Origin of the sequence: Hahella chejuensis KCTC 2396, assembly GCF_000012985.1 — a bacterium.
GTDB lineage: Bacteria > Pseudomonadota > Gammaproteobacteria > Pseudomonadales > Oleiphilaceae > Hahella > Hahella chejuensis.
The window spans coordinates 677,009-700,665 of sequence record NC_007645.1 but is presented as its reverse complement, the minus strand read 5'-3'; the positions used below and the strand labels follow the sequence as shown (position 1 = coordinate 700,665).

26 protein-coding genes are annotated in these 23,657 nt (G+C 54.4%); 14 read left to right on the top strand and 12 right to left on the bottom strand.

Going from position 1 to position 23,657, the window contains the following annotated elements:
• The first annotated feature begins 123 nt into the window (after window positions 1-123).
• The 5 genes from HCH_RS03180 to HCH_RS03160 all read left to right on the top strand — a co-directional run bounded on the left by HCH_RS03180 (window position 124) and on the right by HCH_RS03160 (window position 5,678).
• Window positions 124-1,716 (top strand): peptide ABC transporter substrate-binding protein, encoded by a 1,593-nt coding sequence (locus tag HCH_RS03180; RefSeq protein WP_011394679.1) that lies wholly within the window; start codon window positions 124-126, stop codon window positions 1,714-1,716.
• A gap of 67 nt (window positions 1,717-1,783) precedes the next feature.
• The gene (gene oppB / locus HCH_RS03175) at window positions 1,784-2,710 is read left to right on the top strand and encodes an oligopeptide ABC transporter permease OppB (RefSeq protein WP_011394678.1); all 927 of its coding nucleotides are present in this window, start codon (window positions 1,784-1,786) and stop codon (window positions 2,708-2,710) included.
• Window positions 2,711-2,746: 36 nt separating this feature from the next.
• Complete coding sequence (gene oppC / locus HCH_RS03170; protein WP_041599182.1) at window positions 2,747-3,652, top strand: oligopeptide ABC transporter permease OppC; 906 nt, start codon at window positions 2,747-2,749, stop codon at window positions 3,650-3,652.
• A gap of 17 nt (window positions 3,653-3,669) precedes the next feature.
• Window positions 3,670-4,638: an ABC transporter ATP-binding protein gene (locus tag HCH_RS03165; RefSeq protein WP_011394676.1), complete on the top strand. Its 969-nt coding sequence runs from the start codon at window positions 3,670-3,672 to the stop codon at window positions 4,636-4,638.
• Complete coding sequence (locus tag HCH_RS03160) at window positions 4,635-5,678, top strand: ABC transporter ATP-binding protein (RefSeq protein ID WP_011394675.1); 1,044 nt, start codon at window positions 4,635-4,637, stop codon at window positions 5,676-5,678. The genes HCH_RS03165 and HCH_RS03160 overlap by 4 nt, the downstream gene beginning before the upstream one ends.
• Window positions 5,679-5,699: 21 nt before the next feature.
• Here the strand turns inward: HCH_RS03160 and HCH_RS34965 are convergent, their stop codons facing one another.
• Window positions 5,700-5,831, bottom strand: coding sequence for a hypothetical protein (locus tag HCH_RS34965; protein WP_011394674.1), 132 nt, complete (start codon window positions 5,829-5,831; stop codon window positions 5,700-5,702).
• A gap of 84 nt (window positions 5,832-5,915) precedes the next feature.
• Between HCH_RS34965 and HCH_RS03155 the strand changes: the two genes are divergently transcribed.
• Complete coding sequence (locus HCH_RS03155) at window positions 5,916-6,614, top strand: hypothetical protein (protein ID WP_011394673.1); 699 nt, start codon at window positions 5,916-5,918, stop codon at window positions 6,612-6,614.
• A gap of 38 nt (window positions 6,615-6,652) precedes the next feature.
• Here the strand turns inward: HCH_RS03155 and HCH_RS03150 are convergent, their stop codons facing one another.
• A complete protein-coding gene (locus tag HCH_RS03150; protein ID WP_011394672.1) occupies window positions 6,653-8,014 on the bottom strand; it encodes a sigma-54-dependent transcriptional regulator in 1,362 nt (453 codons plus the stop codon).
• Entirely contained in the window at window positions 8,011-9,879 is a 1,869-nt protein-coding gene (locus HCH_RS03145) for a sensor histidine kinase (RefSeq protein WP_041598398.1), read from the bottom strand. The genes HCH_RS03150 and HCH_RS03145 overlap by 4 nt, the downstream gene beginning before the upstream one ends.
• 268 nt (window positions 9,880-10,147) lie before the next feature.
• Here HCH_RS03145 and HCH_RS34095 point away from each other — a divergent pair, with 268 nt between their 5' ends.
• The 7 genes from HCH_RS34095 to HCH_RS03115 all read left to right on the top strand — a co-directional run bounded on the left by HCH_RS34095 (window position 10,148) and on the right by HCH_RS03115 (window position 15,140).
• On the top strand, window positions 10,148-10,306 hold the full coding sequence (locus HCH_RS34095) for a hypothetical protein (protein WP_011394670.1): 159 nt from the start codon (window positions 10,148-10,150) through the stop codon (window positions 10,304-10,306).
• The gene (locus tag HCH_RS03140; RefSeq protein ID WP_011394669.1) at window positions 10,299-11,660 is read left to right on the top strand and encodes a cytochrome ubiquinol oxidase subunit I; all 1,362 of its coding nucleotides are present in this window, start codon (window positions 10,299-10,301) and stop codon (window positions 11,658-11,660) included. The genes HCH_RS34095 and HCH_RS03140 overlap by 8 nt, the downstream gene beginning before the upstream one ends.
• A gap of 11 nt (window positions 11,661-11,671) precedes the next feature.
• Entirely contained in the window at window positions 11,672-12,667 is a 996-nt protein-coding gene (gene cydB / locus HCH_RS03135) for a cytochrome d ubiquinol oxidase subunit II (RefSeq protein ID WP_011394668.1), read from the top strand.
• A gap of 140 nt (window positions 12,668-12,807) precedes the next feature.
• On the top strand, window positions 12,808-13,296 hold the full coding sequence (locus HCH_RS03130; RefSeq protein WP_011394666.1) for a hypothetical protein: 489 nt from the start codon (window positions 12,808-12,810) through the stop codon (window positions 13,294-13,296).
• A gap of 264 nt (window positions 13,297-13,560) precedes the next feature.
• Window positions 13,561-14,070 (top strand): hypothetical protein, encoded by a 510-nt coding sequence (locus HCH_RS03125; protein WP_011394664.1) that lies wholly within the window; start codon window positions 13,561-13,563, stop codon window positions 14,068-14,070.
• A gap of 8 nt (window positions 14,071-14,078) precedes the next feature.
• Window positions 14,079-14,555, top strand: a complete 477-nt coding sequence (locus tag HCH_RS03120; RefSeq protein ID WP_011394663.1) for an MgtC/SapB family protein — start codon at window positions 14,079-14,081, stop codon at window positions 14,553-14,555.
• Window positions 14,556-14,594: 39 nt separating this feature from the next.
• Window positions 14,595-15,140, top strand: coding sequence for a MauE/DoxX family redox-associated membrane protein (locus HCH_RS03115; RefSeq protein WP_011394662.1), 546 nt, complete (start codon window positions 14,595-14,597; stop codon window positions 15,138-15,140).
• Window positions 15,141-15,158: 18 nt separating this feature from the next.
• Here the strand turns inward: HCH_RS03115 and HCH_RS32945 are convergent, their stop codons facing one another.
• The 3 genes from HCH_RS32945 to HCH_RS03100 all read right to left on the bottom strand — a co-directional run bounded on the left by HCH_RS32945 (window position 15,159) and on the right by HCH_RS03100 (window position 17,114).
• Complete coding sequence (locus tag HCH_RS32945) at window positions 15,159-16,181, bottom strand: phosphoribosyltransferase (RefSeq protein ID WP_011394661.1); 1,023 nt, start codon at window positions 16,179-16,181, stop codon at window positions 15,159-15,161.
• A 149-nt stretch (window positions 16,182-16,330) separates the two neighbouring features.
• Window positions 16,331-16,735, bottom strand: a complete 405-nt coding sequence (locus HCH_RS03105) for a hypothetical protein (protein ID WP_011394660.1) — start codon at window positions 16,733-16,735, stop codon at window positions 16,331-16,333.
• Between the two features lie 85 nt (window positions 16,736-16,820).
• A complete protein-coding gene (locus tag HCH_RS03100; RefSeq protein WP_011394659.1) occupies window positions 16,821-17,114 on the bottom strand; it encodes a hypothetical protein in 294 nt (97 codons plus the stop codon).
• Window positions 17,115-17,476: 362 nt separating this feature from the next.
• Here HCH_RS03100 and HCH_RS03095 point away from each other — a divergent pair, with 362 nt between their 5' ends.
• A complete protein-coding gene (locus tag HCH_RS03095) occupies window positions 17,477-18,313 on the top strand; it encodes a peptidoglycan-binding protein (protein WP_202945288.1) in 837 nt (278 codons plus the stop codon).
• A gap of 15 nt (window positions 18,314-18,328) precedes the next feature.
• Here HCH_RS03095 and HCH_RS03090 read toward each other — a convergent pair whose 3' ends face one another.
• The 6 genes from HCH_RS03090 to HCH_RS03065 form a co-directional block, all read right to left on the bottom strand.
• On the bottom strand, window positions 18,329-19,348 hold the full coding sequence (locus HCH_RS03090; RefSeq protein ID WP_011394657.1) for a hypothetical protein: 1,020 nt from the start codon (window positions 19,346-19,348) through the stop codon (window positions 18,329-18,331).
• On the bottom strand, window positions 19,315-20,250 hold the full coding sequence (locus HCH_RS03085; RefSeq protein WP_011394656.1) for a tetratricopeptide repeat protein: 936 nt from the start codon (window positions 20,248-20,250) through the stop codon (window positions 19,315-19,317). The genes HCH_RS03090 and HCH_RS03085 overlap by 34 nt, the downstream gene beginning before the upstream one ends.
• Window positions 20,237-20,725 (bottom strand): hypothetical protein, encoded by a 489-nt coding sequence (locus HCH_RS03080; RefSeq protein WP_011394655.1) that lies wholly within the window; start codon window positions 20,723-20,725, stop codon window positions 20,237-20,239. Before HCH_RS03080 ends, HCH_RS03085 begins: the two co-directional genes overlap by 14 nt.
• Window positions 20,712-21,605, bottom strand: a complete 894-nt coding sequence (locus tag HCH_RS03075; RefSeq protein WP_011394654.1) for a hypothetical protein — start codon at window positions 21,603-21,605, stop codon at window positions 20,712-20,714. Before HCH_RS03075 ends, HCH_RS03080 begins: the two co-directional genes overlap by 14 nt.
• Window positions 21,592-22,449 (bottom strand): hypothetical protein, encoded by an 858-nt coding sequence (locus tag HCH_RS03070; RefSeq protein WP_011394653.1) that lies wholly within the window; start codon window positions 22,447-22,449, stop codon window positions 21,592-21,594. The genes HCH_RS03075 and HCH_RS03070 overlap by 14 nt, the downstream gene beginning before the upstream one ends.
• Before the next feature lie 176 nt (window positions 22,450-22,625).
• Complete coding sequence (locus HCH_RS03065) at window positions 22,626-23,324, bottom strand: zinc metallopeptidase (protein ID WP_011394652.1); 699 nt, start codon at window positions 23,322-23,324, stop codon at window positions 22,626-22,628.
• Window positions 23,325-23,657: the final 333 nt, after the last annotated feature.

Here is a 23,657-nt window from a genome sequence, read left to right as displayed (position 1 = left end):
AACTGATGCTGTACCATCACAGAGGCCTTCTGCGCTCTGAAAACGGGTCAGCCTCGTAACCAGTCCGCTATGGAAAAAACAATAAAACCATTGAGGACATCAACATTAAGACGAGAGGATTTTATGAGTTTTAAATCTCGCACAGGGAAAATATTTTCCGCCTTAACGCTGACACTTTCACTGCTGGGAGCGCCCATCGCCCAAGCTGACACAACACTTAGAATCGGCAACCAGGGAGAGCCGGCGTCACTGGACCCTCATTTCCTCAGCGGTGACTGGGAAAACCGCATCGCTGGGGATCTTTTTATGGGCCTGACGACTGAAGACCCTGAAGGCAACGCCATCCCCGGCGCTGCAGAGAGCTGGACCGTGAGCGACGACGGACTGGTGTATACATTTAAAATTCGCGATCACAAATGGAGCGACGGCCAGCCCGTCACCGCGCAGGATTTCGAGTACGCCATGCGTCGCATCCTGTTGCCGGAAACCGCCGCGGAATACGCATCACTGCTGTATATCATCAAAAACGGCGAAGAGTTGAACACTGGCAAAGCCAAGCCGGAAGACCTGGGCGTGCATGCGCTGGACGACAAGACTCTGGAAATCACACTGAAAGGACCTGCGCCTTTCCTGATCAGCATGCTGACCCATTACACCGCCTTCCCTGTGCCCAAGCATATTGTTGAGAAGTACGGTAAGGACTGGACCAAGAAAGAACATATCGCCACCAACGGCCCCTACAAGCTGGTGGAATGGCTGCCTAACACCCACGTCAAAGTGACCAAGAATGAACAGTTCTGGGACACGGCGAACGTCAAAATCGACAACGTCATCTTCTATCCCCAGGAAGACGCAGCGGCGCTGATCAAGCGTATGCGCGCTGGCGAAATCGACTGCATCTACAAGTTCCCTTCCGGCCAGATCGACTGGCTGCGTCAAAACATGCCGGAGGAAACCAAAATCGCGCCTTACCTCGGCACTTACTACTATCCGATCAACACCAAGCGCGCGCCCTTCACTGACAAACGTATCCGTCAGGCCCTGTCCATGGCCATCGACCGCGAAATCATCATGGACAAAGTGCTGAAAACCGGTGAGCTGCCTGCTTACAGCATGGTTCCTCCTGGCACCAGCAACTACAAAGAACCTTCTTACGTCACCTGGAAAAGCATGCCGATGGCGGACCGCATCACTAAAGCCAAAGAGCTGATGAAAGAAGCGGGTTACGGCGACGGCAAGAACCTGAAAGTGCAGCTGCGCTACAACACCGACGACAACCACAAGCGTATCGCCATCGCGGTTGCGCAGATGTGGAAGAAAATCGGCGTTGAAACCGAACTGTTCAACAGCGAAGTAAAAGTTCACTACGCAGAACTGAAGCAAGGTAACTTTGAAGTCGCCCGCGCAGGTTGGGTGGCTGACTACAACGATCCGCAGAACTTCCTGTTCCTGCTGGAAAGCACTTCCAAGTCTCTCAACTACGGTAACTACGACAATCCTGACTACGATAAGCTGATGGAAGAAGCCTATCTTGAGTCTGACCTGAAGAAACGCGCGCAGATCATGGGCAAAGCGGAAGCAATCGCCATGGAAGACGCGCCTATCATCCCTATCTACTACTACGTGTCCAAAAACCTGGTCTCCACCAAGATCAAAGGCTGGAAAGACGCTATCAACGATACCCACCGCACTCGCTGGTTAAGTATCGAGAATTAATCGCTAAACCTTTTCGCGGAGGCGCCCCTGTGGGCGGCCTCCGCTCAGCCTATTCTGCGTAACCGTTATGTTGAACTATTTCATTCGGCGGGTGTTGGCGTCTATTCCAACCCTGCTCATCGTTATTACTATTGCTTTTTTCATGATGCGGATCGCACCTGGCGGTCCCTGGGATAAGGAACGTTCGCTGCCTCCGGAAATCGAGGCGAACATTATGAAAGCCTACGACATGGATAAGCCCCTGGTGGAGCAATACGCCATCTACCTGGGCAAAATCCTGGTGGGAGATTTCGGCCCGTCTTACAAGTTTCGCGACTTCAGCGTCACCGACCTGTTGATGAGCGGCTTCCCCGCGAGCTTACAGATAGGCGGCATGGCGATTATCCTCGCGGTCATATTCGGCACCTTATTTGGAGCAATGGCCGCTTTGCGCAAAAACAGCGCAACCGATTACTCCGTGATGACCATGGCCATGACGGGCATCGCCATCCCCAACTTCGTCATGGCGCCGGTGCTTACTCTGATTTTCGGCGTCTATCTATCCTGGTTGCCCGTCGCGGGCTGGGGAGACGGTTCGCTCCAATACAAAATTCTGCCGGTGCTCGCCCTGGCGTTGCCGCAAATCGCCTACATCGCGCGTTTGACCCGCGGCAGCATGATTGAGGTCCTGCACTCCAACTACATTCGCACCGCCCGCGCCAAAGGTCTGCGCGAGCGTCTGGTATTGCTGCGCCATGCTCTGAAAGGCGCCATGTTGCCCGTGGTCTCTTACCTTGGACCCGCCACCGCCGCCGTCATCACCGGTTCGGTCGTCATCGAAACGATTTTCGATATTCCCGGCATCGGTCGTTACTTCATTCAGGGCGCCCTCAACCGGGACTATCCCCTGGTGATGGGAACCGTCATTTTCTACGGCGTGCTCATTATCGTTCTGAACCTCATCGTCGACATGCTGTACGGCCTGCTCGACCCTAAAGTCCGTCTTCACGACTGACGGGAGGCGCAGATGAATCAATCCCAGGACCAAGTCATGTACAGTCAAAAAAGTAAGCTCGCCGCCATGATGCCCGACGCGGAAAACGCCGTCGAAGGCCGCAGTCTGTGGCAGGACGCCAGACGCCGTTTGTTTCAGAACAAGGCGGCGGTGGTGTCCATGGTGATACTCGCCATCATCGCGCTCATGGCTATCTTCGCGCCTTTACTGAGCCCGCACCCACTCGATGAAATCTATTGGGACCGCATTCAGGCCGCCCCGGATTACGCCAACGCACACTGGTTCGGCACCGACAGCAGCGGACGCGACCTGTTTATCCGCGTTCTCTACGGCGCCCGCGTGTCTTTGATGGTGGGCATTCTCGCCACCGGCGTGAGTCTGATTATCGGTGTAACTTACGGCGCCATCGCCGGCTATTTCGGCGGCAGAGTGGATAACCTGATGATGCGCTTCGTCGACATCATGTATTCCCTGCCATTCATGTTTTTCGTCATCCTGTTGATGGTGGTGTTCGGTCGCAACATATTCCTGATCTTCGTCGCCCTGGGGGCGGTGGAATGGCTGACCATGGCGCGTATCGTGCGCGGCCAGACGCTGTCCATCAAGCGCAAGGAATACGTGGAAGCGGCCCATGCAGGCGGCGTCAGCAACCTGAAGATTATCTTCCGTCATATCATTCCGAATGTTCTGGGTCCGGTGATCGTTTACGTCACTCTGACAGTGCCCCAGGTCATTCTGACCGAAAGTTTCCTGTCGTTCCTGGGCTTAGGGGTGCAGGAGCCGCTGACCAGCTGGGGCGTGCTGATTTCCGAAGGCGCCAAGCTGATGGAAATGGCTCCCTGGATGCTGATTTACCCGGCTATTTTCCTGGCCACCACCCTGTTTTGCTTCAACTTCATCGGCGACGGGCTGCGTGACGCGCTCGATCCCAAAGACAGATAACGGCGGAGATTTTCAACATGCAACCCTTATTGGAAGTAAGCTATCTCTCCACCAAGTTCAGCACTCCCGACGGACAAGTGAACGCGGTCAATGACGTTAGCTTTCAATTGTTTCCCGGGGAAAGCCTGGGAATAGTGGGAGAATCCGGTTCCGGCAAGACCCAAGTCTTCATGTCCATCATGGGACTGTTGGCGGAAAACGGTAAAACCTCCGGCAGCGTCCGCTTTAAAGGACAGGAACTTCTACTAATGTCCAGAGAAAGGCTCAATGAGGTTCGCGGTAGTGATATGTCATTGATATTTCAAGACCCAATGACGTCCCTGAACCCTTTCTTAAAAGTATCTAAGCAGCTTACGGAAGTACTGATTGAGCACACCGGAATTTCCATGCAGGAAGCGCGCGCCGTTTGCATCGAAATGCTGAGCAAAGTGGGAATACCTGAACCTATCAAGCGATTCGATATGTACCCACATGAGTTCTCCGGTGGGATGCGTCAACGAGTGATGATCGCCATGGCGCTGTTATGTCAGCCGGACCTTTTGATTGCTGATGAGCCTACAACCGCACTGGACGTCACTATACAGGCGCAAATTCTCAAATTGATGAATGACCTCAAACGAGAAATGAACACCGCCATCGTTATGATCACCCATGATCTGGGCGTTGTAGCGGGATTATGTGATCGCGTGTTGGTCATGTACGGCGGACGCATCGTAGAGTCTGGAACCGTTCGGGAAATCTTTTATAACCCCAAACACCCTTACACCATGGGACTGCTGGCCTCTATGCCACGGCTGGACGGATCTGGGCATACTTCCTTGCAAGCAATACCGGGGCAGCCCCCTAACCTGCAAAATCTCCCTAAAGGATGCTCTTTCCACCCACGTTGCCCGTACGCTCAAGACCGCTGCAAGCTTGACCATCCACCACTACGTAAAGTAGGGGATAATCGATTAAGCGCCTGCCTTCTGGAGTCGTTTTCATGACCCAAATATCTTCTATTCAAACAAACTCCGAGGCTAACGCAGTCTCCAGTGGCAAAACGATCCTGACCGTTAACAACCTGAAGGTGCATTTCCCTCTCGGCAGCGACGGTTTTTTCAAGAAAAACGATCGCTTCGTCAAGGCGGTGGACGGGGTCTCCTTTGAAGTGCGCGAGGGAGAAACACTGGGCATCGTCGGCGAGTCCGGCTGCGGCAAGTCCACACTGGGACGCGCCGTGCTGCAATTAATCTCACCCACGGACGGCAAGGTCGTCTGGCTGGGACAGGACATCGCAGGGCTGGACAGCAAAACCATGCGTCCCCACCGCAAGTCCATGCAGATCATTTTTCAGGACCCGCTGGCCAGCCTTAACCCCCGTCGCACCATCGGCGACATCATCGCGGAGCCGTTGATGACGTTCTATCCTCAGCTCAGCAAACAGGAGCGTCGCGACAAAGTCAAAGCGATGATGGATAAAGTGGGTCTGTTGCCGCAGATGATCAACCGCTATCCGCATGAATTCTCCGGCGGCCAATGCCAGCGTATCGGCATCGCGCGGGCGATGATTCTGCAACCCAAGCTGATTGTCTGCGACGAGCCGGTTTCGGCGCTGGACGTCTCGATTCAGGCGCAGATCATCAACTTGCTGACGGAGCTGCAAAAAGAATTCGGCATGTCGCTGCTGTTCATCAGTCACGACCTGTCGGTGGTGCGCCACGTGAGCCATCGGGTGATGGTGTTGTATCTGGGCAAGGTAATGGAGCTCGCGGACAAGGACTCTATTTATCGGGACCCCAAGCATCCTTACACCAAGGCCCTGATTTCCGCCGTGCCGATTCCTGACCCGGATATCGAGCGCCAGAAAGAACAGGTCGTATTGAAGGGCGACCTGCCCTCGCCGATCAATCCGCCCAGCGGCTGCGTGTTCCGCACGCGTTGCAACTACGCCGAAAGCCGCTGCGCGGAGAAAGTTCCCGTTCTAGAGCAAACCGGTGTGGACCATCAGGTCTCATGCCTGAAATGGAAGGAAATCACTGACTAATCTTGTAGTCCCCGCTTCCACTTACCCAAGCGGAAGCGGGATTTCCAACCAGTCCTGCAACAAAAGTTTATTCCACTCTCGCCGGCGTCGCAGTTTGACCGCCGGCTCTTTTTCTCTTTCCTGAATAAAAAACAGCTCTGTTAGTCGCTCCATAGCGTTATTCCACTCTTGTTAGCGTTACGCTATGATGCCGCCCCTTAGACTTCCGTTATCTATACACTCACAAGGATTGACTTCGTGAACGCAGTAATCAAGTTCGCCTCCCTTACCCTTTTCCCTGTTTTTGCTTTTGCCGTTGATGGCGGCGTCGCCGACGTAAACTTTGACGCAGGTCTGGACTACACTCATAGTCGGCATTCTGACAGCTATCAACTGGCGGGAAGTGCAAACCTTCCCATTTACAGTTTTATCGGCGGCAACCTACACGGTAACGCCACACAGGTAGATGGTCACAACGAACGCGTTAATGCTGATGTCTACAGTTTGGGCGCAACTGTTTTTGCGCGAGATTACTTCCTCGGAAAAATTGGTTTGAGTTACTCATACTCAGAAACCGACTTTGACTTACCATGGGCAGATACAGCAGATACCGATAACTACGGAGTATTTGCGCAATATTACCTAACAGACTTCACTTTGAGCGCTTCACGTAACATCGCAAAATTCGACAACCTGGAAGACAATCACAACAGTTGGAATCTAGGCGCCACTTGGTACGCTAATGAAAACGTGCGTACATCGCTCCATGCTTCTGGCATGGATTCAAAAGACAACTACGGTATTGCCGTCGAGTACCAGCCAGAGTTATTTCAGAACGCAGCAAGCGTCGACTTTTCCTACTCCGATGGTAGAAAAGATGACACCTTTTCTGTGGGCTTCAATTACTTCTTCGGAACCAAAGTCAGTCTGAAAGACAGAGACCGTAAGTACCGTTAAGCCTTTGAGCTGGACGTCGCCTCCGCAACGTCCAGCGCTCAGCCCCCCACCCCATATCTCGCCATTTTCTTCAGCAACCCCTGTCTTGTAAGCCCTAATTGCGCGGCGGCGCGGGTTTTGTTGCCTTGCTGTTCGCTCAGGGCCTGTTGGATCAGGTGGATCTCCAGTGAACTGACTTGTTCGTCCAGCGTGTCGCCTTTGATTTGCGCTGTCGGGACGGAGGCGGTTCCGCTGATCAGGTTGACTTCCTGCATGGTCAGCACGTCTCCCATGCAAATAGCGGCGGCGCTTTCCAGGGTGTTTTTCAGCTCCCGTACGGCGCCGGGCCAGGGGTGCGCGCAGAACCAGCGCATGGTTTCGCCGTCCACCTGTAACTCGCGCCCGCTCTTACGCGCCATGCCTTGCAAAAAGTGGCGCACCAGCAGCGGAATATCCGAGCGCCGCTCCTGTAGTGGAGGCGTCATCAAGGTGAGCCCCTTGATCCGATAGTACAGATCGTCACGGAAACTACCCTCCTCAACCGCTTTAGGCAGGTTCCGGTTAGTGGCGCTGACCAGACGCACATCAATATGTTCCACTTCCCGACTGCCAACCGGGTAATAACATCCTTCCTGCAGCACCCGCAGCAGTTTCACCTGCATGGGCAGGGGCATTTCCCCTATTTCGTCGAGAAACAAAGTGCCTTTATCCGCCATGAACAACAATCCCTTGCGATCTTTGTCCGCGCCGGTGAACGCGCCTTTTTTATAGCCGAAAAGTTCACTTTCCAGCAGTTCGCCTGGAATGGCGCCGCAGTGGACGGAAATAAACGCCTCTCCCGAACGCTGGCTCAGACGGTGCAACGCCTGGGCGATCACTTCTTTACCGGTACCGCTGGGGCCCTGAATCAATACCGGCACGTCGGTGGGGGCGATACGGCGGACTAATTCGCGCAGGGCGTCCATGCTCGCGCTGGCGCCGATCAAACCCAAATCATCGGACTCCGGGGGACGCCCCACCACCCGCCGCAGGCGCTCCACTTCCTTCGCCAGACGTCGCCGCTCGATGGCGCGTTGCGCCACCACCCGCAACATATCCGGATCGACAGGCTTGCCGATAAAATCCCAGGCGCCCGCCTGCATCGCCTTAATCGCCAGTTCCTTTTCGTCGTGCCCCGTCAACACCACCACCGGGGTGTCCGCGTACAGTGCGATCAGTTGCAGTCCCTCTTCCGGCAGGAAGGTCGGCGGCAACGCCAGGTCCTGCAATACCAGGTCAAAGTCCTGCTCATTGAACAGGCGTCGCGCCGACTCTGCGTCGCCGCAACTGCTGACCTCGTATCCCGCTTGCTCAAGCCATAATGCGCACAGCTCGCAAAAGGCGCTTTCATCATCCACTATTAAAATTTTCGCTGCGCTCATGCTGTTTCCTTTTCATTCTGTTCCAGAGGAAGGCGAATCATGAAGCTAACCGGCCACCCTTCTTCATCGCTATGCCAGACCTCGCCACGGTGAGCGTCGACGATGCGTCGGACTATCGCCAATCCTAATCCGCTCCCGCCCGCTCTTTTGCTGACAAAGGCCTGAAACAGGCGCGGCTTCATCGCTTCAGGCACCGCCGGTCCGTTGTTATGAATCGCTATCAAGACGCCATGCTCATCATGCGTCACCGCCACCAGAATCCGGCCCAGCGGTATTTGCCTGACAAAGGCGGCGGCGTTATCCAACAGGTTGATCAACACTTGCTGCAGACGTTGTGGATCAACGGATAGCCAGACTTCTTCAGGAGCCTGCAGTGCTATTTCCACCCCGTGCAGTTGCCGAATCTGCGCCACGGTGGCGGCCGTCAGTGCATACAGGTTGGTCGGCTTCAGCTCCAGGCGAATCTGGCCCGCGTAGGTGAGTACGTCCTTGATCAACAGCTCCGCCCGCTCCACCTGCTTGGAAATATGCTCGCGGATGCGTGGATCGGTCTGCGCCGCCGCCATGGTGATGATATTCAGAGGGTTGCGAAGTTCGTGAGCAATCGCCGCCGTCAGGCCGCCCAGCTCCACCAAGTGTTGTTGCTCCAAACGTTTGCGCTCCGCTTCAGCCAACAACAATGAACGCTCCAAAGTCGCACAGGCGGACGGCAACAGTTTCGCCATAAATTCCGCCAGACGCTGATGAGACGGCGCTACGTCCTCCCAGCCCTGCAAGCGGCAATCCCACTGCTCCCGCTTTTCGCAGACGAACACAGGTCCCTGTGGGTAATCGAAACGACCGTCGATATTCACACTGGCGGCCACACCACTCTTTCTCAACCAAAGCTGCTCCGCCGTCTGGCGCAGCTCTCCCCAGCCTCTTACCGCATTGAGACGGGTGACCCATTGATCCAACGTAGACTTATCCAGCACCGCCCCCGGATACACCAGACGGTCGGCGAACTCTTTGGCGGGCCCGTACGCCAACCAGGCGAACACCAGCAAGATACCGGAGTAAACCACCAGCTGACTCAGCGGCGCCTGCGCCAGTTCCTCCAGTCCCAGGGGCGCCAGCAGCGCCAGAATCAGCGACATGGCCAGCATACTGGTGGCGAGCAACGCCAGCCAGATCACCGCCTGATTCACCCAGCGATTCACCTCCACCAGGCGATAGCGCACCACGCTGTATACCACCAGCACGGCGTAACTGGGCAGCGCCAGCATCGCGTAGGGGAACAGGTTGATATCCAGCGAAGGGAAAATAAAACTGGTGGAAAGGGTGAATCCCCAGCCGCCAGTGATAAACATTGCGGTAATGGAGCGTCTAAGATTACCTTTGCTGCGCCGGAACGCCATCAGCAAAAGCAAATGCCCGACAACGCCAATCGCAACGGTGTACGCCAGATTCAACCAGCCGGTGAAAGCCAGATGAAAAAAGCCCTCAAACTGCATCCAGGGAGAAATGTAGCCGCCGCCCGTCACCCAGCTGGCCAACACAACCGCCACTGCAGTGAAGTAGAACAAGGGGGCGAGTTTACGAAGCTGTTGCGGGAGATCCAGGGGATCGCCCAGCCATAGCAGAACAAAATGGAGGAAAGCAGTCGGCATTAATGGGTTGCCCAGCAGGATCAGCGTCCCCACCGCTTGATGGTCCTGAAGCACCAGGATATGGCCAAAACACCAGATTGCCATCGACAGGCAAAACCCGGACAATGCCCTCAGCGCGGGCTCTTGCCGACGCCGCGACCACAGCCACAGTGAGACGCCACCGGCGGACAACACCGTGGTCCACATGGAAACGGAAAAAAGCTGAATCGTATTCATGTCTCCAAGCGTAAACTTTGTTTACGCCAGCCTCCCCAAAAACAGTAAACGAAGTTTACACCCAGAACCCAAAATTAGGAAAAAATTGCCGTACATCAAGGCGTCTCGGCGCATTTTGTGATTGGCGCGCATGTTGCTCTTATTCCTGCAAAGCGAATTTCATACCCAGCCGCATCCATAGTGACAAGCGATCACCTCAGTCGAAGCGGCGAAATCAAAGTTGTGAAGTCATAGAACCTTTGAAGTAATAAGAGATAGGAGTATTCGTATGAGCGCCTGGTTAATCGATCTGCTTTCCGTTTCCGCCGTCATTCTGTTAGCTTGTGGCATGACCCTCGCCCCAGTGCTGCAACGCAATCGACGTTCCCGCAAAGCCGCGCTCAGAACCTCACGCCTACAATTCGAGGGAGGAGAGCAAAATGCCTGATCCCGCGTTACTGTCACGCTTCCAGTTCGCATTCACGATTAGTTATCACATCATATTTCCCACTATCACCATCGGGCTGTCGCTGTATCTGGCGCTGATGGAAGGACTCTGGCTCAAGACTCGTCGCCAGGTATACCTGCAACAGGCGCGCTTCTGGCAGAAACCTTTCGCCATCACCTTCGGCATGGGCGTCGTCTCCGGCGTCGTGCTTTCTTATGAATTTGGAACCAACTTCAGTCGCTTTTCAGAGATAGTCGGGCCCGTTTTGAGTCCCCTGCTGACCTATGAAGTGCTCACAGCTTTCTTTCTGGAAGCAGGCTTCCTCGGCATCATGTTGTTCGGTTGGAAGAAAGTCTCGCCTCGCGTGCATTTCATGGCTACCTGCGTGGTCTGCGTCGGCACCATGATTTCCGCCTTCTGGATTCTGGCGGCCAACTCCTGGATGCACACCCCGGCTGGCTATGAAATCGTTGACGGCGTATTCCATCCGACAGACTGGTGGGCAGTGATCTTCAACCCTTCTTTCCCCTATCGACTGACTCATATGCTGCTGGCCAGTTTTCTGTCTGCGTCGCTGTTGTTCGCCGGCGTCAATGCGATCTATCTGTTGCGGAAGCAGCATACCGAGTTCGCCAAAAGCGGCTTTTCCATCTCCATGTGGGCGATTCTGGTTCTGGCGCCGCTGCAGATTCTGGCGGGGGACATGCACGGTCTGAATGTGCATGAGCACCAGCCAGTAAAAGTGGCCGCCATGGAAGCGGTATGGGAAACCGAACAGGGCGCGGGGTTCCGCCTGTTCGCGCTACCCAACCAAAAGGAAGCCAAGAATGATTTCGAGATCGTTATTCCCAAGGCCGCCAGCCTGATTCTGACTCATGACATCAACGGCGAAATCGCCGGACTGGATCAAGTGGCGCCGGAAAACCGGCCGCCCGTCGCCGTGGTGTTCTTTTCCTTCCGCATCATGCTGGCGCTGGGTGGGCTAATGCTATTGCTGGGCGTATTGGGCTTTTGGGCCCGCCGCAAGGGCCGTCTGTTCGATCACCGCCTGCTGCTGAACTTCTCTCGCCTGATGATTCCCGCGGGGGTCATCGCCACCCTGGCGGGCTGGTACGTGGTCGAGGTCGGTCGTCAGCCCTGGCTGGTGCAGGGACTGGTGCGCACCATGGATGTGACGTCGCCGCTGCCGGCCTCGCAAGTCATGTCTACGCTGATTCTGTTTGTCGCAGTGTACTCCCTGCTGTTCGGCGTCTATCTGTACTTCATGCGCAAGTTGATCCGCCAGGGTCCCCCTGACGTCACCGGCGCAGCTCAGGACGAAGATCTGCCCACTACGCTAAATCCCGCACATTAAGGAGGATCGCCATGGACTTTGCGCTTATCTACCTGTTACTCATCGCCGTCGGCGTTCTGATGTACGTATTGCTGGACGGCTTTTCCCTTGGCGTAGGCATCCTCTCGCCCTGGCTTAGCAAAGCGGATGACCGCGCTATCGCCATAAAAAGCCTCTCCCATCTCTGGGACAGCAACCAGACTTGGCTGGTGTTCGGCGGCGTCGTGCTGTTCGCAGGATTTCCCAAAGCTTACGCAACCGTGCTGTCGCAGCTTTACCTGCCGATAATCCTGATGCTGATCGCGCTGATTTTTCGCGGCGTGGCGTTTGAGTTTTACTTTAAATCTCACACCAGTCGCGGTTGGTGGGACTTCAGTTTCAGCTTCGGCTCCACGTTGGCGACGTTGAGTCAGGGCATTGTTCTCGGCTCTTTGGTGCAGGGCTTTTCTCTCGAGCCCCAACCTTCCGAGCAGATCGCCTGGTTTACGCCTTTTTCTTTGATGACCGCCGTCGCCCTGGTCTGCGGCTACGCCCTGCTCGGCAGTTGCTGGCTGGTGCGCAAGAGCTCGGGTCGTCTGCAGGTATCCGTGAGGCGCCTGGGCATCATCAGTCTGTTCGCCGTTATGTTCTTCCTGGCGCTGGTCAGCGTCTGGATGTTGCTCGCCCAGCCCCAGGTATTCCAGCGCTGGCTGACCTGGCCCACTGGCCTGCTGCTGGCGCCCGTGCCTTTGCTGAGCGCCTATGTGGGGCTCCGTCTGTGGCAGATGCTGCGCAGCGGCGAAGGCAACGACCTGAAGCCTTTAGGACTGGCCATGGCGCTGTTCGGGCTAGCCTTTATTGGCCTGGCGGCCGGTATGTTCCCCTACATCATTCCTGGCCAACTCACCATCTGGGAGGCTATCGCTCCTGAGCGCAGCACCAGCTTCACTCTAATAGGGATTGTGCTGTTCCTTCCCATTGTCATCGCTTACAACATCTACAACTACCGGGTGTTCAGCGGAAAAACCAACACACAGGATGGCTACTGATGAACAAATGGCGTCAGGCGCGCAACGCCGTCCTGCTCTATCTGGCGGGAGTCGTCGTTCTGACGCTCGCCGCCGGCGCAGTGCGTATGGCTATGCAGACATTGTTTACTTGAAGTCTGGGTATTTGGCGGAGCTGAACGATGAGTGAGCTAGTGGCGACGGAAACCGTTTCCGATATCAGTATCCACCCCATTCAAAGCGAGGGGTGCATCCGCAGAAACAAGCTACGTAGCTGCATACGCGCATTTCTGCTAATGCTGACCTCTCTCCTGAATTTCACTTTGGCGGGTCCCTTTGTCGGCGGACACCTGTTTTCATTTACGCCTTTGATTGGCGTCGTTTACATGATTGGCGGCATTCCAGCCGCCTTCGCCGGCGCGCTGTTCGGAGCGAGTCTGATATACATCGACTACCGAACCCAACAGTTACCCAACGATAACGGCTGGCTGCGCGGCTTGTACTGCGGGTTGGCGCCCATACTGATATTCGCCGCGTTAACTGCAGTCCAGGGTGACGCTAAAAACGACGGCATGGCGGGAGTCATCGTATTTTTCGGGTTTTCCTGCGCTATCGCCGGGACGACCTGCGGCGCTCTGACCATGCTCTTGCTCAGGTTAATGCAACGTTAACCTCTCCCATTCAGGTCTTAAAAACGCCCCGAAGCACTCTGCATTTTCATGTAAGCCTTACAATTCCCTGGAATAATTACCGTCTATTGCTCTCAATCAACGCTCCTCGACCGCCAGCCAATAATCTCTAATTCAACGCGTCCCAAGGGCTTCATCAAATCGGCACACTTTCTGCGTTTCAGGTTCAGGCAGCCACGCAAAAACGTCAGCGCGGCGTTGAATGCAATCTATTGAGTCATTAAAAAACGAAAAGGAAAAGTAGCCATGAAACACTTAATTGCCGCCATCGGTCTGATCGCCATCCCTCCCATCGCATACTCCGCGCCGGATGTGGGAACGCAAGAGTTTTCCATTTCCGGATCAGGGTCCAGCGATAAAGACTTCGACAGCAACATCTTCTCCATGGACGCCGCTTACGGGCAATATCTGTCGCCCGATGCGGAAGTGGGCGTGCGCCAATCGGTCAGCGTCTCTGACCACGAGGGAGAAGAAAGCGTCTGGAACGGCTCCACCCGGGTCTTTTACGACCATCACTTTGGCCGCGACACTCTGAAGCCTTATCTCGGCGCCAACCTCGGCTACATCTACGGAGAATCAGTGGATGAAAGCTTTATCGCCGCACCCGAAGCCGGTTTGAAATACTACGTGGCGGACAGCACTTTCGTAGTCGGTCAGGTTGAGTATCAGTTTTTATTTGAAGACGCAGACGAGGCGGACAATCGCTTCAGCGACGGCGTATTCGTCTATGGCGTCGGAATGGGCTATAACTTCTAGTTCCTGCTATGGACGCTTTTCTTACCGAATATCAAGGGCAGTTGTGGGTGCTGATGCATGTCTGCATCGCCCTTGTCCTGGGCGGAGCCATCGGCTTTGAGCGGGAAATGAAAAAGCGCCCCGCCGGGTTTCGCACCCATATGCTGGTGGCCGCCACCGCCGCGCTGTTTACGGATCTGGCGACGTTACTGACGTCATCCATAGACGCCAATCTCACCTCCACGGTCAATGCGGACCCAACCAGAGTGATTGTCGCCATCGCCACCGGCATCAGTTTTCTCGGCGCCGGCACTATCTTCCGCAGCGAGGATGGCGTCACCGGCCTCACCACCGCCGCAACATTGCTGATGGCCAGCGCATTGGGCGTAGCGGCGGCGCTGGAGCAATATGTGCTGGCCGTCGGCCTGACCATTATTGTGCTAATTGTTCTAAGTGCCTTGGGATGTCTCAGCAATCGCCTGACGGACAATGGCGACGGCCCCTGATATTCGCAACCGACAAACAAGGAAAACAAGGAGGTCATCATGAATAGCAAGATGAACAGTAAGCCGGTTTTTCAGACACGCGAGAACGAGCGCGGCGCGCATCTCTCCGACTATCAGCCCCTGCTGGCTTTGCTCGCCGTGTCCGCTCTCGCCGCGCTGGCCGCGTCACTGCCCGAACCTTTCAGCGGAATGGTCTGGATGCATTACTTTATGGGATTTTTCCTGTGTATTTTCGCCATGCTCAAGTTGTTCCACCCCAAAGCCTTCGCCAATGGCTTTGAAATGTACGATCTGCTGGCCAAACGGTTTCGCGGCTATGCTTACGTTTATCCTTATATCGAGCTTGGGTTGGGACTGGCGTATTTATCCTTCACAGCGCCTTATCTGACATATGTTCTGACGATTATCGTCTTGTCTTTTGGGGCCGCTGGCGTGCTCTCCGCTTTGCGCAAGGGGCTGGACATTAACTGCCCCTGTATGGGCACCGTGCTGGATGTTCCCCTGAGCACAGTGACGTTAACGGAGGATCTGGGCATGGCGGCCATGGCGTTAATGCTCATCCTGATGCGCAGCGGCGTGATTTAAACGCCACTGCGCCAAAGGCTACCTCGCTTTGGCGACGGCATAGGTTTCGCTGAAGCCCAACAGTATGCTGCCGCCCTCACCGGTATCGATCTGCAGTAATGCGCTGCTCGCGCCATGGGGCGCTTCAGCCAGACGCTTGGGGCAAAAAATGGAGATCTCATGTGGCTTGCCAGTATCGAGCACACTGAGCTGAAAGACATCGTCATGTTCGTCATAATCCAGACTCTGCAGCGGCAAATTCTGAAACTTCATTTCTCTATGTCGCTGCTTCGCCGCCGGTTCTTCCTCGCGAAAAGACACTAACCAGCCATGATGCTCATGGCTGAATTGCCGGCAGTATTCGGTCCAGCTGGTTTTCTCCAGGGAATGAGGCTCTTCATCGGCGTTTGTCGCTTCCTGCGCCCAGGCGGCCTGCAGAATGTCCGTCACTTCCTTATCTGACGTCTGTCCAAAGTCCGTATAACAACCGCCAATCGCGTAGAACGGCTCAGGCGTGTCCAGGCACACGACTTCATCGACCATCGCTTTTAATTCCGTCACCGTATCCCTGGGCGCCACAGGGATGGCCACCACGATACGTTCAGGCTGCATTCCCCGCAGCGCTGCGACGCCCGCTTTCATAGTCGCGCCGGTGGCCATCCCATCATCCACAACTATCACGCAACGGCCTTTAATCTCCGGCATGGGCCTGTCGCCGCGATACGCCAGGTCTCTGCGCCGCAGCTCCTTCTCCTCCCTCTCTCTGACAATGGCGATATCATCTTCACTGATATGGTGGATGTTCACGACATCGTCGTTCATGACAATTGCGCCGCCGCTGGCGATGGCTCCCATCGCCAATTCCGGATACATGGGCGCGCCCAGCTTTCGCACCAGAAGCAGGTCCAGCGGCGCCGCCAGGGCGGAAGCGATTTCCCGGGCCACAGGCGCGCCGCCTCTGGGTAGGGCCAATATAAGCAGGTTATTGCGGGAGCGGTAGGAAATAAGGGACTGCGCCAGCATCCGGCCGGCGGTAGTACGGTTTTTGATCGGGAGTTCCATGATTATCCCCCTTGTATGTAAATAGACTGTATGTGGATAGACTGTACGACGATGAATGGAGAAAGCGGGCCATTTCGCAGCCTCGCCGCGTCTGACAATAACTGTAACTCCCTCAAGCGCAGTCTGCACAAGGAAAGGACAAATTTTTCTCAACGTTCTTTGGCGACAGTGGTCAACAGGGTCTGTAACTGCTCTCGATCATTAGCGGAAAATCCGGCTGCAAATGCAATCGTTACTGATTCCAGAGGGTATTTCTTTACTAACGTGGCCGCACCGGCATAAGGATCATGGGCGTCTTCGCTCGCAGCAGCGGTCTGGCGTCGCGCTTTTCTGCGCAAGCCGCCCCAAACCAACAGACACGGGACCGCCAAGGCCAGAAAGCAGGCCAGCCCCGTCAGGGAATACGCCGCAGCAGCCCCCAGCATAGGCTGCAACAGCGTGACCAGCGCCTTAAACTGAAAAGCCAGACCGCCAAGAATCAAGGCCAACGCGAGCAGCCATATTCCCACGGCTGTCAGCACGTAGAACAACAGCCATCGCACCGCTTCTTTCATGGTAAATTCCTCCATGCCGAAATTAACAAGGCCGCCAATGCGGCCTCACTACACTCGCTCAGCTTGAGCGGGAGGGTCCGGTCGTTCAGGAGTGATTTCTGGATTCCAACACCTTCGCCAACACCAGCCCCAGTACAAAGCTCATCAGCAGGCTCAAAAACGGGCGTTCACCGATTTTCTCCTCCGCCGCATGCACCGCTTTGCTGGACTTTTCATTGACAGCGCTGACGGCTTCACCCGCGCGGGCTTTAGTGTCGTTGTAAACGCCTGCGGACAATTTAGCGATGTCTTTGCGCAGCGCGTCCAAGTCGCGTTTCAGGTTGGCGTAATCGGGGTTTTCAGTTCTGTCGCGAACAAATGCTTCTTCTCTGACACTCATTTCAAGTCTCCTTGTTAGTTAGCAGGCGTCGCTTGAATGGTCGCCTGTCTGCAACAGGGAGGCGGCAAATACCGTGCCGATCCACGAAACGTCCTTTCCGTTGGGGTGTTGCGGAAATCAGCGGGCTGACTGACATGCATAAATCAGCTCTGAGTGCAGCGTAATTTTTGCAAAGCCCTTGCGTAAAATTGCATATTTTGCAAAGCCGATTACCTATAACGTCGAATTAGAGCGAAAGTTCATTGCCACTGCGCCGATCTTCGACCAAGCTTAAGCCATATCCCGAGTCTTTTCCGGACCAGTCCAGGGAGGCGCGGTGGAAACTTCCGGTTGCCTTCACATGCATTCTTATCGGGGGTGGGATGATGGTTGATACAGTCCGTGACAACGTCAGCGTTTCTTCTATTGTTCGGGAGGCGCCCGCCACCGAACAACCAGCCAGGTTCAAAGAACTCACTGAAATCGCCTGCGCCAGGCCACTGGAAACACTCAGCTCTGAACAACTACGCGAATTACAAATCGCATTGCATCGGCTGGGATACCCCGTCGGCGAGATCGACGGCCTCTATGGCCCCAAGACCCGCAGCGCCTGGGCCGAATTCAAAATTGACGTGTTTCCCGGCAATCCAACGCTGGTCGGCCCCCAATCTCTGGCGGAACTGATCCGGCGGGCGACAGAGTGCTATGAATCCGTACGCTATGATTTTTCCAGCACGTCCAGCGTTAAACAGGCCATTTGTGGCGAGTGCAGAAAGCAGGGCATCGGGCTGCCACAACAAATCGCCTACGTGCTGGCGACGGTTCAGTGGGAAACGGCGCAAACCTTTGAACCAGTCAAAGAAGCGTTTTGGCTAAGTGAGGAATGGAGAAAGCACAACCTGCGCTATTATCCTTACTACGGGCGCGGCTATGTGCAGCTCACCTGGGAGAACAACTACCGGAAATATCAGCAGCTCCTGGGTGCGCCGCTGGTGCAAGACCCCGACCTCGCCATGCAGCCGGAAATCGCACTGTTTGTGCTAACGCATGGCTTCATGACCGGCGCCTTCACCGGCCACAAAATTTCGGATTACATCAACGAAAACAAAAAGGACTTTATTAACGCCCGCCGCTGCATCAACGGGCGCGACCGCGCCCATGAAATAGCGGAAATAGCAAGGGCTTATCTGGCTAGTGGAGAAGTAAACGGCCGCGGATGACGACTGGAAATCGCCTCAAGCCGCCGCACGTAATTGCTTTTTCAGTGCGGCGCGAGCGCGAAAGATACTACGCCACTCTTTAAATGGGCCTCTGATATCGTCAGAGCAACGAACATCGAATTCCTCACATAAGGTAAAGTGTGGATTAAGGTCCGGGTTCGGGATACGTCTTGCGAAAATGGCTTTCACCAGGGTATTAAATTCAGACAAGAGCCATACCCCATGCAAGACTGGAAGCATAACGAAACACAGGATTATCCAATTGCTGAGGTCTCCGGAAGACCGGGTATATCCAACGAAAAAAAGTAGAGAAAATACAAAGAAAATCAACAGATTTGCGACCATCTTCCGTTCACGCACGGCTTTGAGCCCCAAACAAAAAGCCGCCCCTTCGTATTCCGCACCAAAGGCCGCAATCTCCTTTAAAATCTTTCTCCGATGGAACAGGCGATTGCCAACGGAGAAAAAATCATATTTATGATAACTGAGCACATCTCCAAACAGCTTCATTCCCAAGCCGCGCATCAGTGGAAGCAGTGTCGTCAGATCCTGAGTCGGCGCAATAAACCGCACATACTGTTTATCCAACACAATTCCGTCAATCCGTCGTAGCGCTTCAAAAAACAGCCGGGCGCCATCGCCGCACAGGGTCCATTCAATCTCTTGCCCTTTTTCTTGCGCTTCAATAATTGCATCGGCAAGCAATGCTGACGCCTTTTCAATAAAGGCCTCCTGAGATGCTTTGAGCTTTCCCTCCGACTTCGCATACAAAAAAGGCGGCAGGTAAAACAACTCATAGTCAGGGCCTATGACGTCCTCGCCTTGGGCTCTCCAATTGAAAGGGGCCCCGATCCATGGCAATTGTTCACGTATAACCATGTCCATACCCAGGTTCATGCCATTGACTACAACAGAAGAGCAGCGAACTCGCTGTGCCGGCTCACCTGCAATGCGGGCCTCTTTCGTCTGATGGATGAGATAAAAGCCCGGTGTTGCGTTTATTAAATCAAAGGAGTCAGCTTCTCTATCCAACATTTTTCTTTCCGCTTACAGAAATGCCCCATAGCGCCGTAAAATACGAGCGGCGCCACCAAACCTCCAAACGCGATGACAAAAGGACGTTTATCAATAGATTGGCTCTCACTTACGCCAAAGAGCTCAGGGGAAGTTAGTCCAAAGGCGACCGCGAAAAAGATCAGAACGCTATACGCCAGCACCAGCGCGTCGAAACCATGGTATTGCAGTTTCTTGTAAAACATCCTGAAACCTCGCCATACCGGTTTATCTCTGGTCTCAATCTGGCTTAGCAGCTCCATAGCCTCGGCATTATCTTTATTCGCGCCAAGCACCCAGAATATATGGCCTCGCGCTTCGTCATACTTATGCAACTGAATGCAAACTCGCGCCATCAACATCAGCGCTCGCTGACTAGTCGCCTCCAAACGTAACGCGCGCCCGGCATAGAGATACGCTTGCTCCCATTCTGAACTGTCGCAATAGCACTCCGCCAGGGCGTAAATGACAGCCAAATCATTGGGACGCTCAGACAAGAGCGTCTTCAACGGCTCCAGGATATCTGATCCCTGCTGCAGGCGATCCAGCCGAAGTGAAGCGATTTGATAGGCGCTAGTTTGCGGCTCTAATTCCAAAGCCAGTTCAATATGCCTGCGAGCGGCGTCATAGTGTTTGCCAGCTTCAGAAGCGGCGGCAGCGGCGTAATGGCAAAATGCGCTGCGACGATCTTCCGCCACGCCACGCTGGGCTTCCACTCGCGCCGCCAATATCCGGTTTTGCGGAATAAGACATAACGCCAGCAATGCATGTCCCTCAGCCGACGGAGCCGAGTCAAGCGCACTTTTCAGGTTCCGCGTGGCCTTTTCATAGTCGAGCTGATTAAAGCTAAGCCACGCTTCACTGAGGTTTTTATCCCGTTTCATATAAACCCAAGAGAACAAGACGGCCTATCTCCGAGAAGTGGTCAGGCACGTCAAAACTCATCACAACCGCGATAAAACAGAAGATAAGCATTGGCTCAAACTCCTCGCTCTTATCCCGGTATTTCGTTCTATCTCGCCCTTGATTTTGCGATATAAAAACATAAACAGTGGCGCTCAATTTCCACGCGAACAGCGCCAGCAAACAGCTCTCATATCCTGTGCCGCCGGGCGTAAACCAAGGCAGCAGAAATCCAGCCAACAAATAGGCGCCAATAATCCCCACAACCATAACGACAACTTCTCTGGCGTAGTTTGGGTTCCCCGCAATCCACCCTCCCAAAATAAACAAGGGCCAGCCAAGCCAGACGCCGTGCACTAGAAAAGCCATCAAAGGCGTTATCGGGTTGGAGATCAAAGACGCAAAATAGTAACGGTGGGACCAGCGATCTTCATCCGCAAGTTTATAGTCGCTCATTGCCGCTCCCGGTCTTTGTTCCGGTCATGGTCGCCGGCCAATCGGCCTTGCGCAGGAGCGGAAACCTCCCCGACTCTGTCTCACTGGGCTTGTAACAAACGCTGTCGAGAAACTCCGCCATATTTTGTTTGACCAGTTCCATAAAGTTGGTGTCTTTGGTGTCGCTGGGACCTTTTTGAGAGGAAAGCTCCACTGAAACCTGGAGGAGATGCTCACTTGTCAGGGGAAGCAGATAGAAAAGTCGCCGATAGGTTCCTGGGATACGCACCTCATAGTGAAACCACGTCAGCCCATTAATTTCATTTTCCATCAGATCATCCATGGTCATGGGGTACTGAAGCTGCTGTCCCGAATACACCTTGCCCGCTTCAAAGCGTATTACTTTATGCATAGATTTTTTCGGTAAATAGACAGTCGCATACACCTCCCGCCAGTCATCCTCACACGCTTTTAATAGCCACCGCTTCAGCGACTCAGCGCTACGAAAGTCAGTGTCGCTATTCCTGCAGGGCAACCGCCATAGTTTCACCTCCAAAAGGGCCTCTCCCACAACGCCCTCATGATCGCAATAGCCCCACCCGGCATAAACAATGGATAGCCTTCTGACCGAAACATCGTCCAGCCTCGCCAGTAAAGTATCGTTGTAAATATCCGCTTGCCTGGAGATAAAGTACGATTTTCTCTGCTCGCCCCAGGGGTTCGTCTGAGAGGCCGAGCTTACTGGCAGCGAAAAGCTCAAAATGTTCCGAGATAGCAGGACCTCATACCTTGGCGCCGACTTAAAATCCGGTCCTGACAAACTGGATCGGGACCCTAAACGCAGGACAGATTCACTATGCTGGGAAGCGCTTTTTCGCAGTGCGCGGTTAAACCACTTCATCCTCTCTCCCGTTCTCAATATATGCATCCGTTCTGGCGTAGGGGGAATATATGATCCGCATTTCGCGCATCAGATTTCGGATATCGCGAGGGATGATACCTTCAAAGTTCAAGTTGGGACTGAAATAGTCCAATGTTTTGTCGTCGAGATAAAAAGTAAGGGAGACAACATGTCTGGGTGTAATCGCCGCGTGGGCGACCACGTGGCCATGATCATGAGGTTTATAGGCTTCATACACTAGCCAGGGAACGCCATTGATCAGGCAAGTAAGCAGCTCCTCTGGACGTCGAGGGCGTCGCCAAAGCCGCAGGTCTTCAACGATATCCTGTCCCGCCAGCTCTCTTCCGTAAACAGCCTTGACCAGTTTGCCAAACGCTTTTTCCGGGCTTTTGTGACTACCCCGCGCCCCTAGATTCAATTCTTCGAGGCGTTCAGCAATGATCTGCTTATCTTTCGCCCTATACTCCTTCTGCACGGAGGTTAACAGCCACTCCGCCAACTGCTCGATGTCGCGTAAATCCAAACCATCACTGTCTTGCGCCCACACCAGCTTGGCGAACACGCGCAGTTCCGCCACAGGACTCGCTTTCTTTGATGCACCGGATAAATGATAGGGAAGGACGAATTTCAGAAGATCAATATACGGGAGGTCCCACACCTCATAACTCAACTCCTGATAGATATCGTACACGCCACACAAGCCCAGAGAGATGTGACGAGCTTGCGCCGGGTAAGGAACGCTAAGCACGATGCCAGAAAGGTTAATCAGATAACGAGGCATCGCGGCGAAATCATGTCGGATAACGGCGTTTTGAGTCGAATGCGGTGCAGCTGATATGGACATGTACTCCCTTAACTTCGTGTGTCATCCATATAGAAACTGGATGCGGGCCGTTTTGAGCGGGCAGGAAATTTCGGGAGAAAAGTTTAAAGAATCGGGCAGTGAGATAAATAATCCATTCAGACTATTTAGCCCGACTCTTTCTGGGCTGCGCTAAACCTGTCAGCGTCCACTAATTCCTAGCGGGCGGCGCCGCGCAATATGGCGATCCAACGCCATAAACGGAACATGTCCGCCAACGTGTTGGCGACATAGGTGAAAGATTCCGCTCTCAGTATGCGGCGCACGGCGGCTTCCTGACGAGGGTTGATGTATTCGCCGTCCACCAGTATCGGCAGCGCCTTGTTAAAGCTGGCGTCCCATTCCAGCGGCAATACGATCATCTGCGCCGCCACAGAGGCCAGCAAGGCGATCAAGCCGGTGGCGACGGTCAGCAGCGCCAGCTGTGGAACGTGCAATACCGCCAGGATGACAGGGGAAAACATGAAAATGGTGAGCGCCAGTTTTTCTGCGGACTGAGCGGCTGGGGAGTATTTCGCGCGCAGTTTGGTGATGTTCTCGCCGCGAGCGTATTGAATTGCGTGCCCGACTTCATGGGCGGCGACAGCGACGGCGGTCAGGGATTTTCCGCGGAATGTCTCAGGGCTCAAACGAATGATTTTTTCTTTTGTCGAGTAATGATCGCCGCCGGAACGGGCCATCACCACCCTCACATCATCCAGCCCAAAACGCTGCACCAGATGAGAAGCCAACTCACCGCCGGTTCCCGGCATATCTGCGATATCGGCGGAATACTTTTTCTTTACATGGCGGACCCACAGGTGTGGACCAGCGATGACGATGACTAACACGGATGCGATTATTATTATCAGGTGCATACTAATTCGCTCTCACAAAAACCAAGCCTACCTTCACTACATCCGCATCGGTTATCCGATGCATTTCGTGCAGCAGTTTCTGCTTCGCCTGGGAACCCTCCGAGCCAGACGAGTTTCGGGCTGTCTTCGCCAAGCCGGCTTCCTGCCGCCTTCTTAGTAAGGAACTAAACGCCTGCGCTGTCGAAAGTTATTTCAACCAACTTTTTTATTCCTTAGACAGGGATAGAGTGTAGCGCCAATATTCAGCTTAGGCAAAAAAGACTACTCGATGAGAATTATGGGCTAATCCCCCTTATTTACCCATAGCGTCATCTTGCCGCCATAGGCCTCAAT

What these genes read in the sequence shown, in the direction of transcription:
- HCH_RS03180 (WP_011394679.1), top strand. Translation starts at nt 124, where the DNA reads ATGAGTTTTAAATCTCGCACAGGGAAAATATTTTCCGCCTTAACGCTG.
- oppB (WP_011394678.1), top strand. Translation starts at nt 1,784, where the DNA reads ATGTTGAACTATTTCATTCGGCGGGTGTTGGCGTCTATTCCAACCCTG.
- oppC (WP_041599182.1), top strand. Translation starts at nt 2,747, where the DNA reads ATGTACAGTCAAAAAAGTAAGCTCGCCGCCATGATGCCCGACGCGGAA.
- HCH_RS03165 (WP_011394676.1), top strand. Translation starts at nt 3,670, where the DNA reads ATGCAACCCTTATTGGAAGTAAGCTATCTCTCCACCAAGTTCAGCACT.
- HCH_RS03160 (WP_011394675.1), top strand. Translation starts at nt 4,635, where the DNA reads ATGACCCAAATATCTTCTATTCAAACAAACTCCGAGGCTAACGCAGTC.
- HCH_RS34965 (WP_011394674.1), bottom strand. Translation starts at nt 5,831, where the DNA reads ATGGAGCGACTAACAGAGCTGTTTTTTATTCAGGAAAGAGAAAAAGAG.
- HCH_RS03150 (WP_011394672.1), bottom strand. Translation starts at nt 8,014, where the DNA reads ATGAGCGCAGCGAAAATTTTAATAGTGGATGATGAAAGCGCCTTTTGC.
- HCH_RS03145 (WP_041598398.1), bottom strand. Translation starts at nt 9,879, where the DNA reads ATGAATACGATTCAGCTTTTTTCCGTTTCCATGTGGACCACGGTGTTG.
- HCH_RS34095 (WP_011394670.1), top strand. Translation starts at nt 10,148, where the DNA reads ATGAGCGCCTGGTTAATCGATCTGCTTTCCGTTTCCGCCGTCATTCTG.
- HCH_RS03140 (WP_011394669.1), top strand. Translation starts at nt 10,299, where the DNA reads ATGCCTGATCCCGCGTTACTGTCACGCTTCCAGTTCGCATTCACGATT.
- cydB (WP_011394668.1), top strand. Translation starts at nt 11,672, where the DNA reads ATGGACTTTGCGCTTATCTACCTGTTACTCATCGCCGTCGGCGTTCTG.
- HCH_RS03130 (WP_011394666.1), top strand. Translation starts at nt 12,808, where the DNA reads ATGAGTGAGCTAGTGGCGACGGAAACCGTTTCCGATATCAGTATCCAC.
- HCH_RS03125 (WP_011394664.1), top strand. Translation starts at nt 13,561, where the DNA reads ATGAAACACTTAATTGCCGCCATCGGTCTGATCGCCATCCCTCCCATC.
- HCH_RS03120 (WP_011394663.1), top strand. Translation starts at nt 14,079, where the DNA reads ATGGACGCTTTTCTTACCGAATATCAAGGGCAGTTGTGGGTGCTGATG.
- HCH_RS03115 (WP_011394662.1), top strand. Translation starts at nt 14,595, where the DNA reads ATGAATAGCAAGATGAACAGTAAGCCGGTTTTTCAGACACGCGAGAAC.
- HCH_RS32945 (WP_011394661.1), bottom strand. Translation starts at nt 16,181, where the DNA reads ATGGAACTCCCGATCAAAAACCGTACTACCGCCGGCCGGATGCTGGCG.
- HCH_RS03105 (WP_011394660.1), bottom strand. Translation starts at nt 16,735, where the DNA reads ATGAAAGAAGCGGTGCGATGGCTGTTGTTCTACGTGCTGACAGCCGTG.
- HCH_RS03100 (WP_011394659.1), bottom strand. Translation starts at nt 17,114, where the DNA reads ATGAGTGTCAGAGAAGAAGCATTTGTTCGCGACAGAACTGAAAACCCC.
- HCH_RS03095 (WP_202945288.1), top strand. Translation starts at nt 17,477, where the DNA reads ATGATGGTTGATACAGTCCGTGACAACGTCAGCGTTTCTTCTATTGTT.
- HCH_RS03090 (WP_011394657.1), bottom strand. Translation starts at nt 19,348, where the DNA reads ATGTTGGATAGAGAAGCTGACTCCTTTGATTTAATAAACGCAACACCG.
- HCH_RS03085 (WP_011394656.1), bottom strand. Translation starts at nt 20,250, where the DNA reads ATGAAACGGGATAAAAACCTCAGTGAAGCGTGGCTTAGCTTTAATCAG.
- HCH_RS03080 (WP_011394655.1), bottom strand. Translation starts at nt 20,725, where the DNA reads ATGAGCGACTATAAACTTGCGGATGAAGATCGCTGGTCCCACCGTTAC.
- HCH_RS03075 (WP_011394654.1), bottom strand. Translation starts at nt 21,605, where the DNA reads ATGAAGTGGTTTAACCGCGCACTGCGAAAAAGCGCTTCCCAGCATAGT.
- HCH_RS03070 (WP_011394653.1), bottom strand. Translation starts at nt 22,449, where the DNA reads ATGTCCATATCAGCTGCACCGCATTCGACTCAAAACGCCGTTATCCGA.
- HCH_RS03065 (WP_011394652.1), bottom strand. Translation starts at nt 23,324, where the DNA reads ATGCACCTGATAATAATAATCGCATCCGTGTTAGTCATCGTCATCGCT.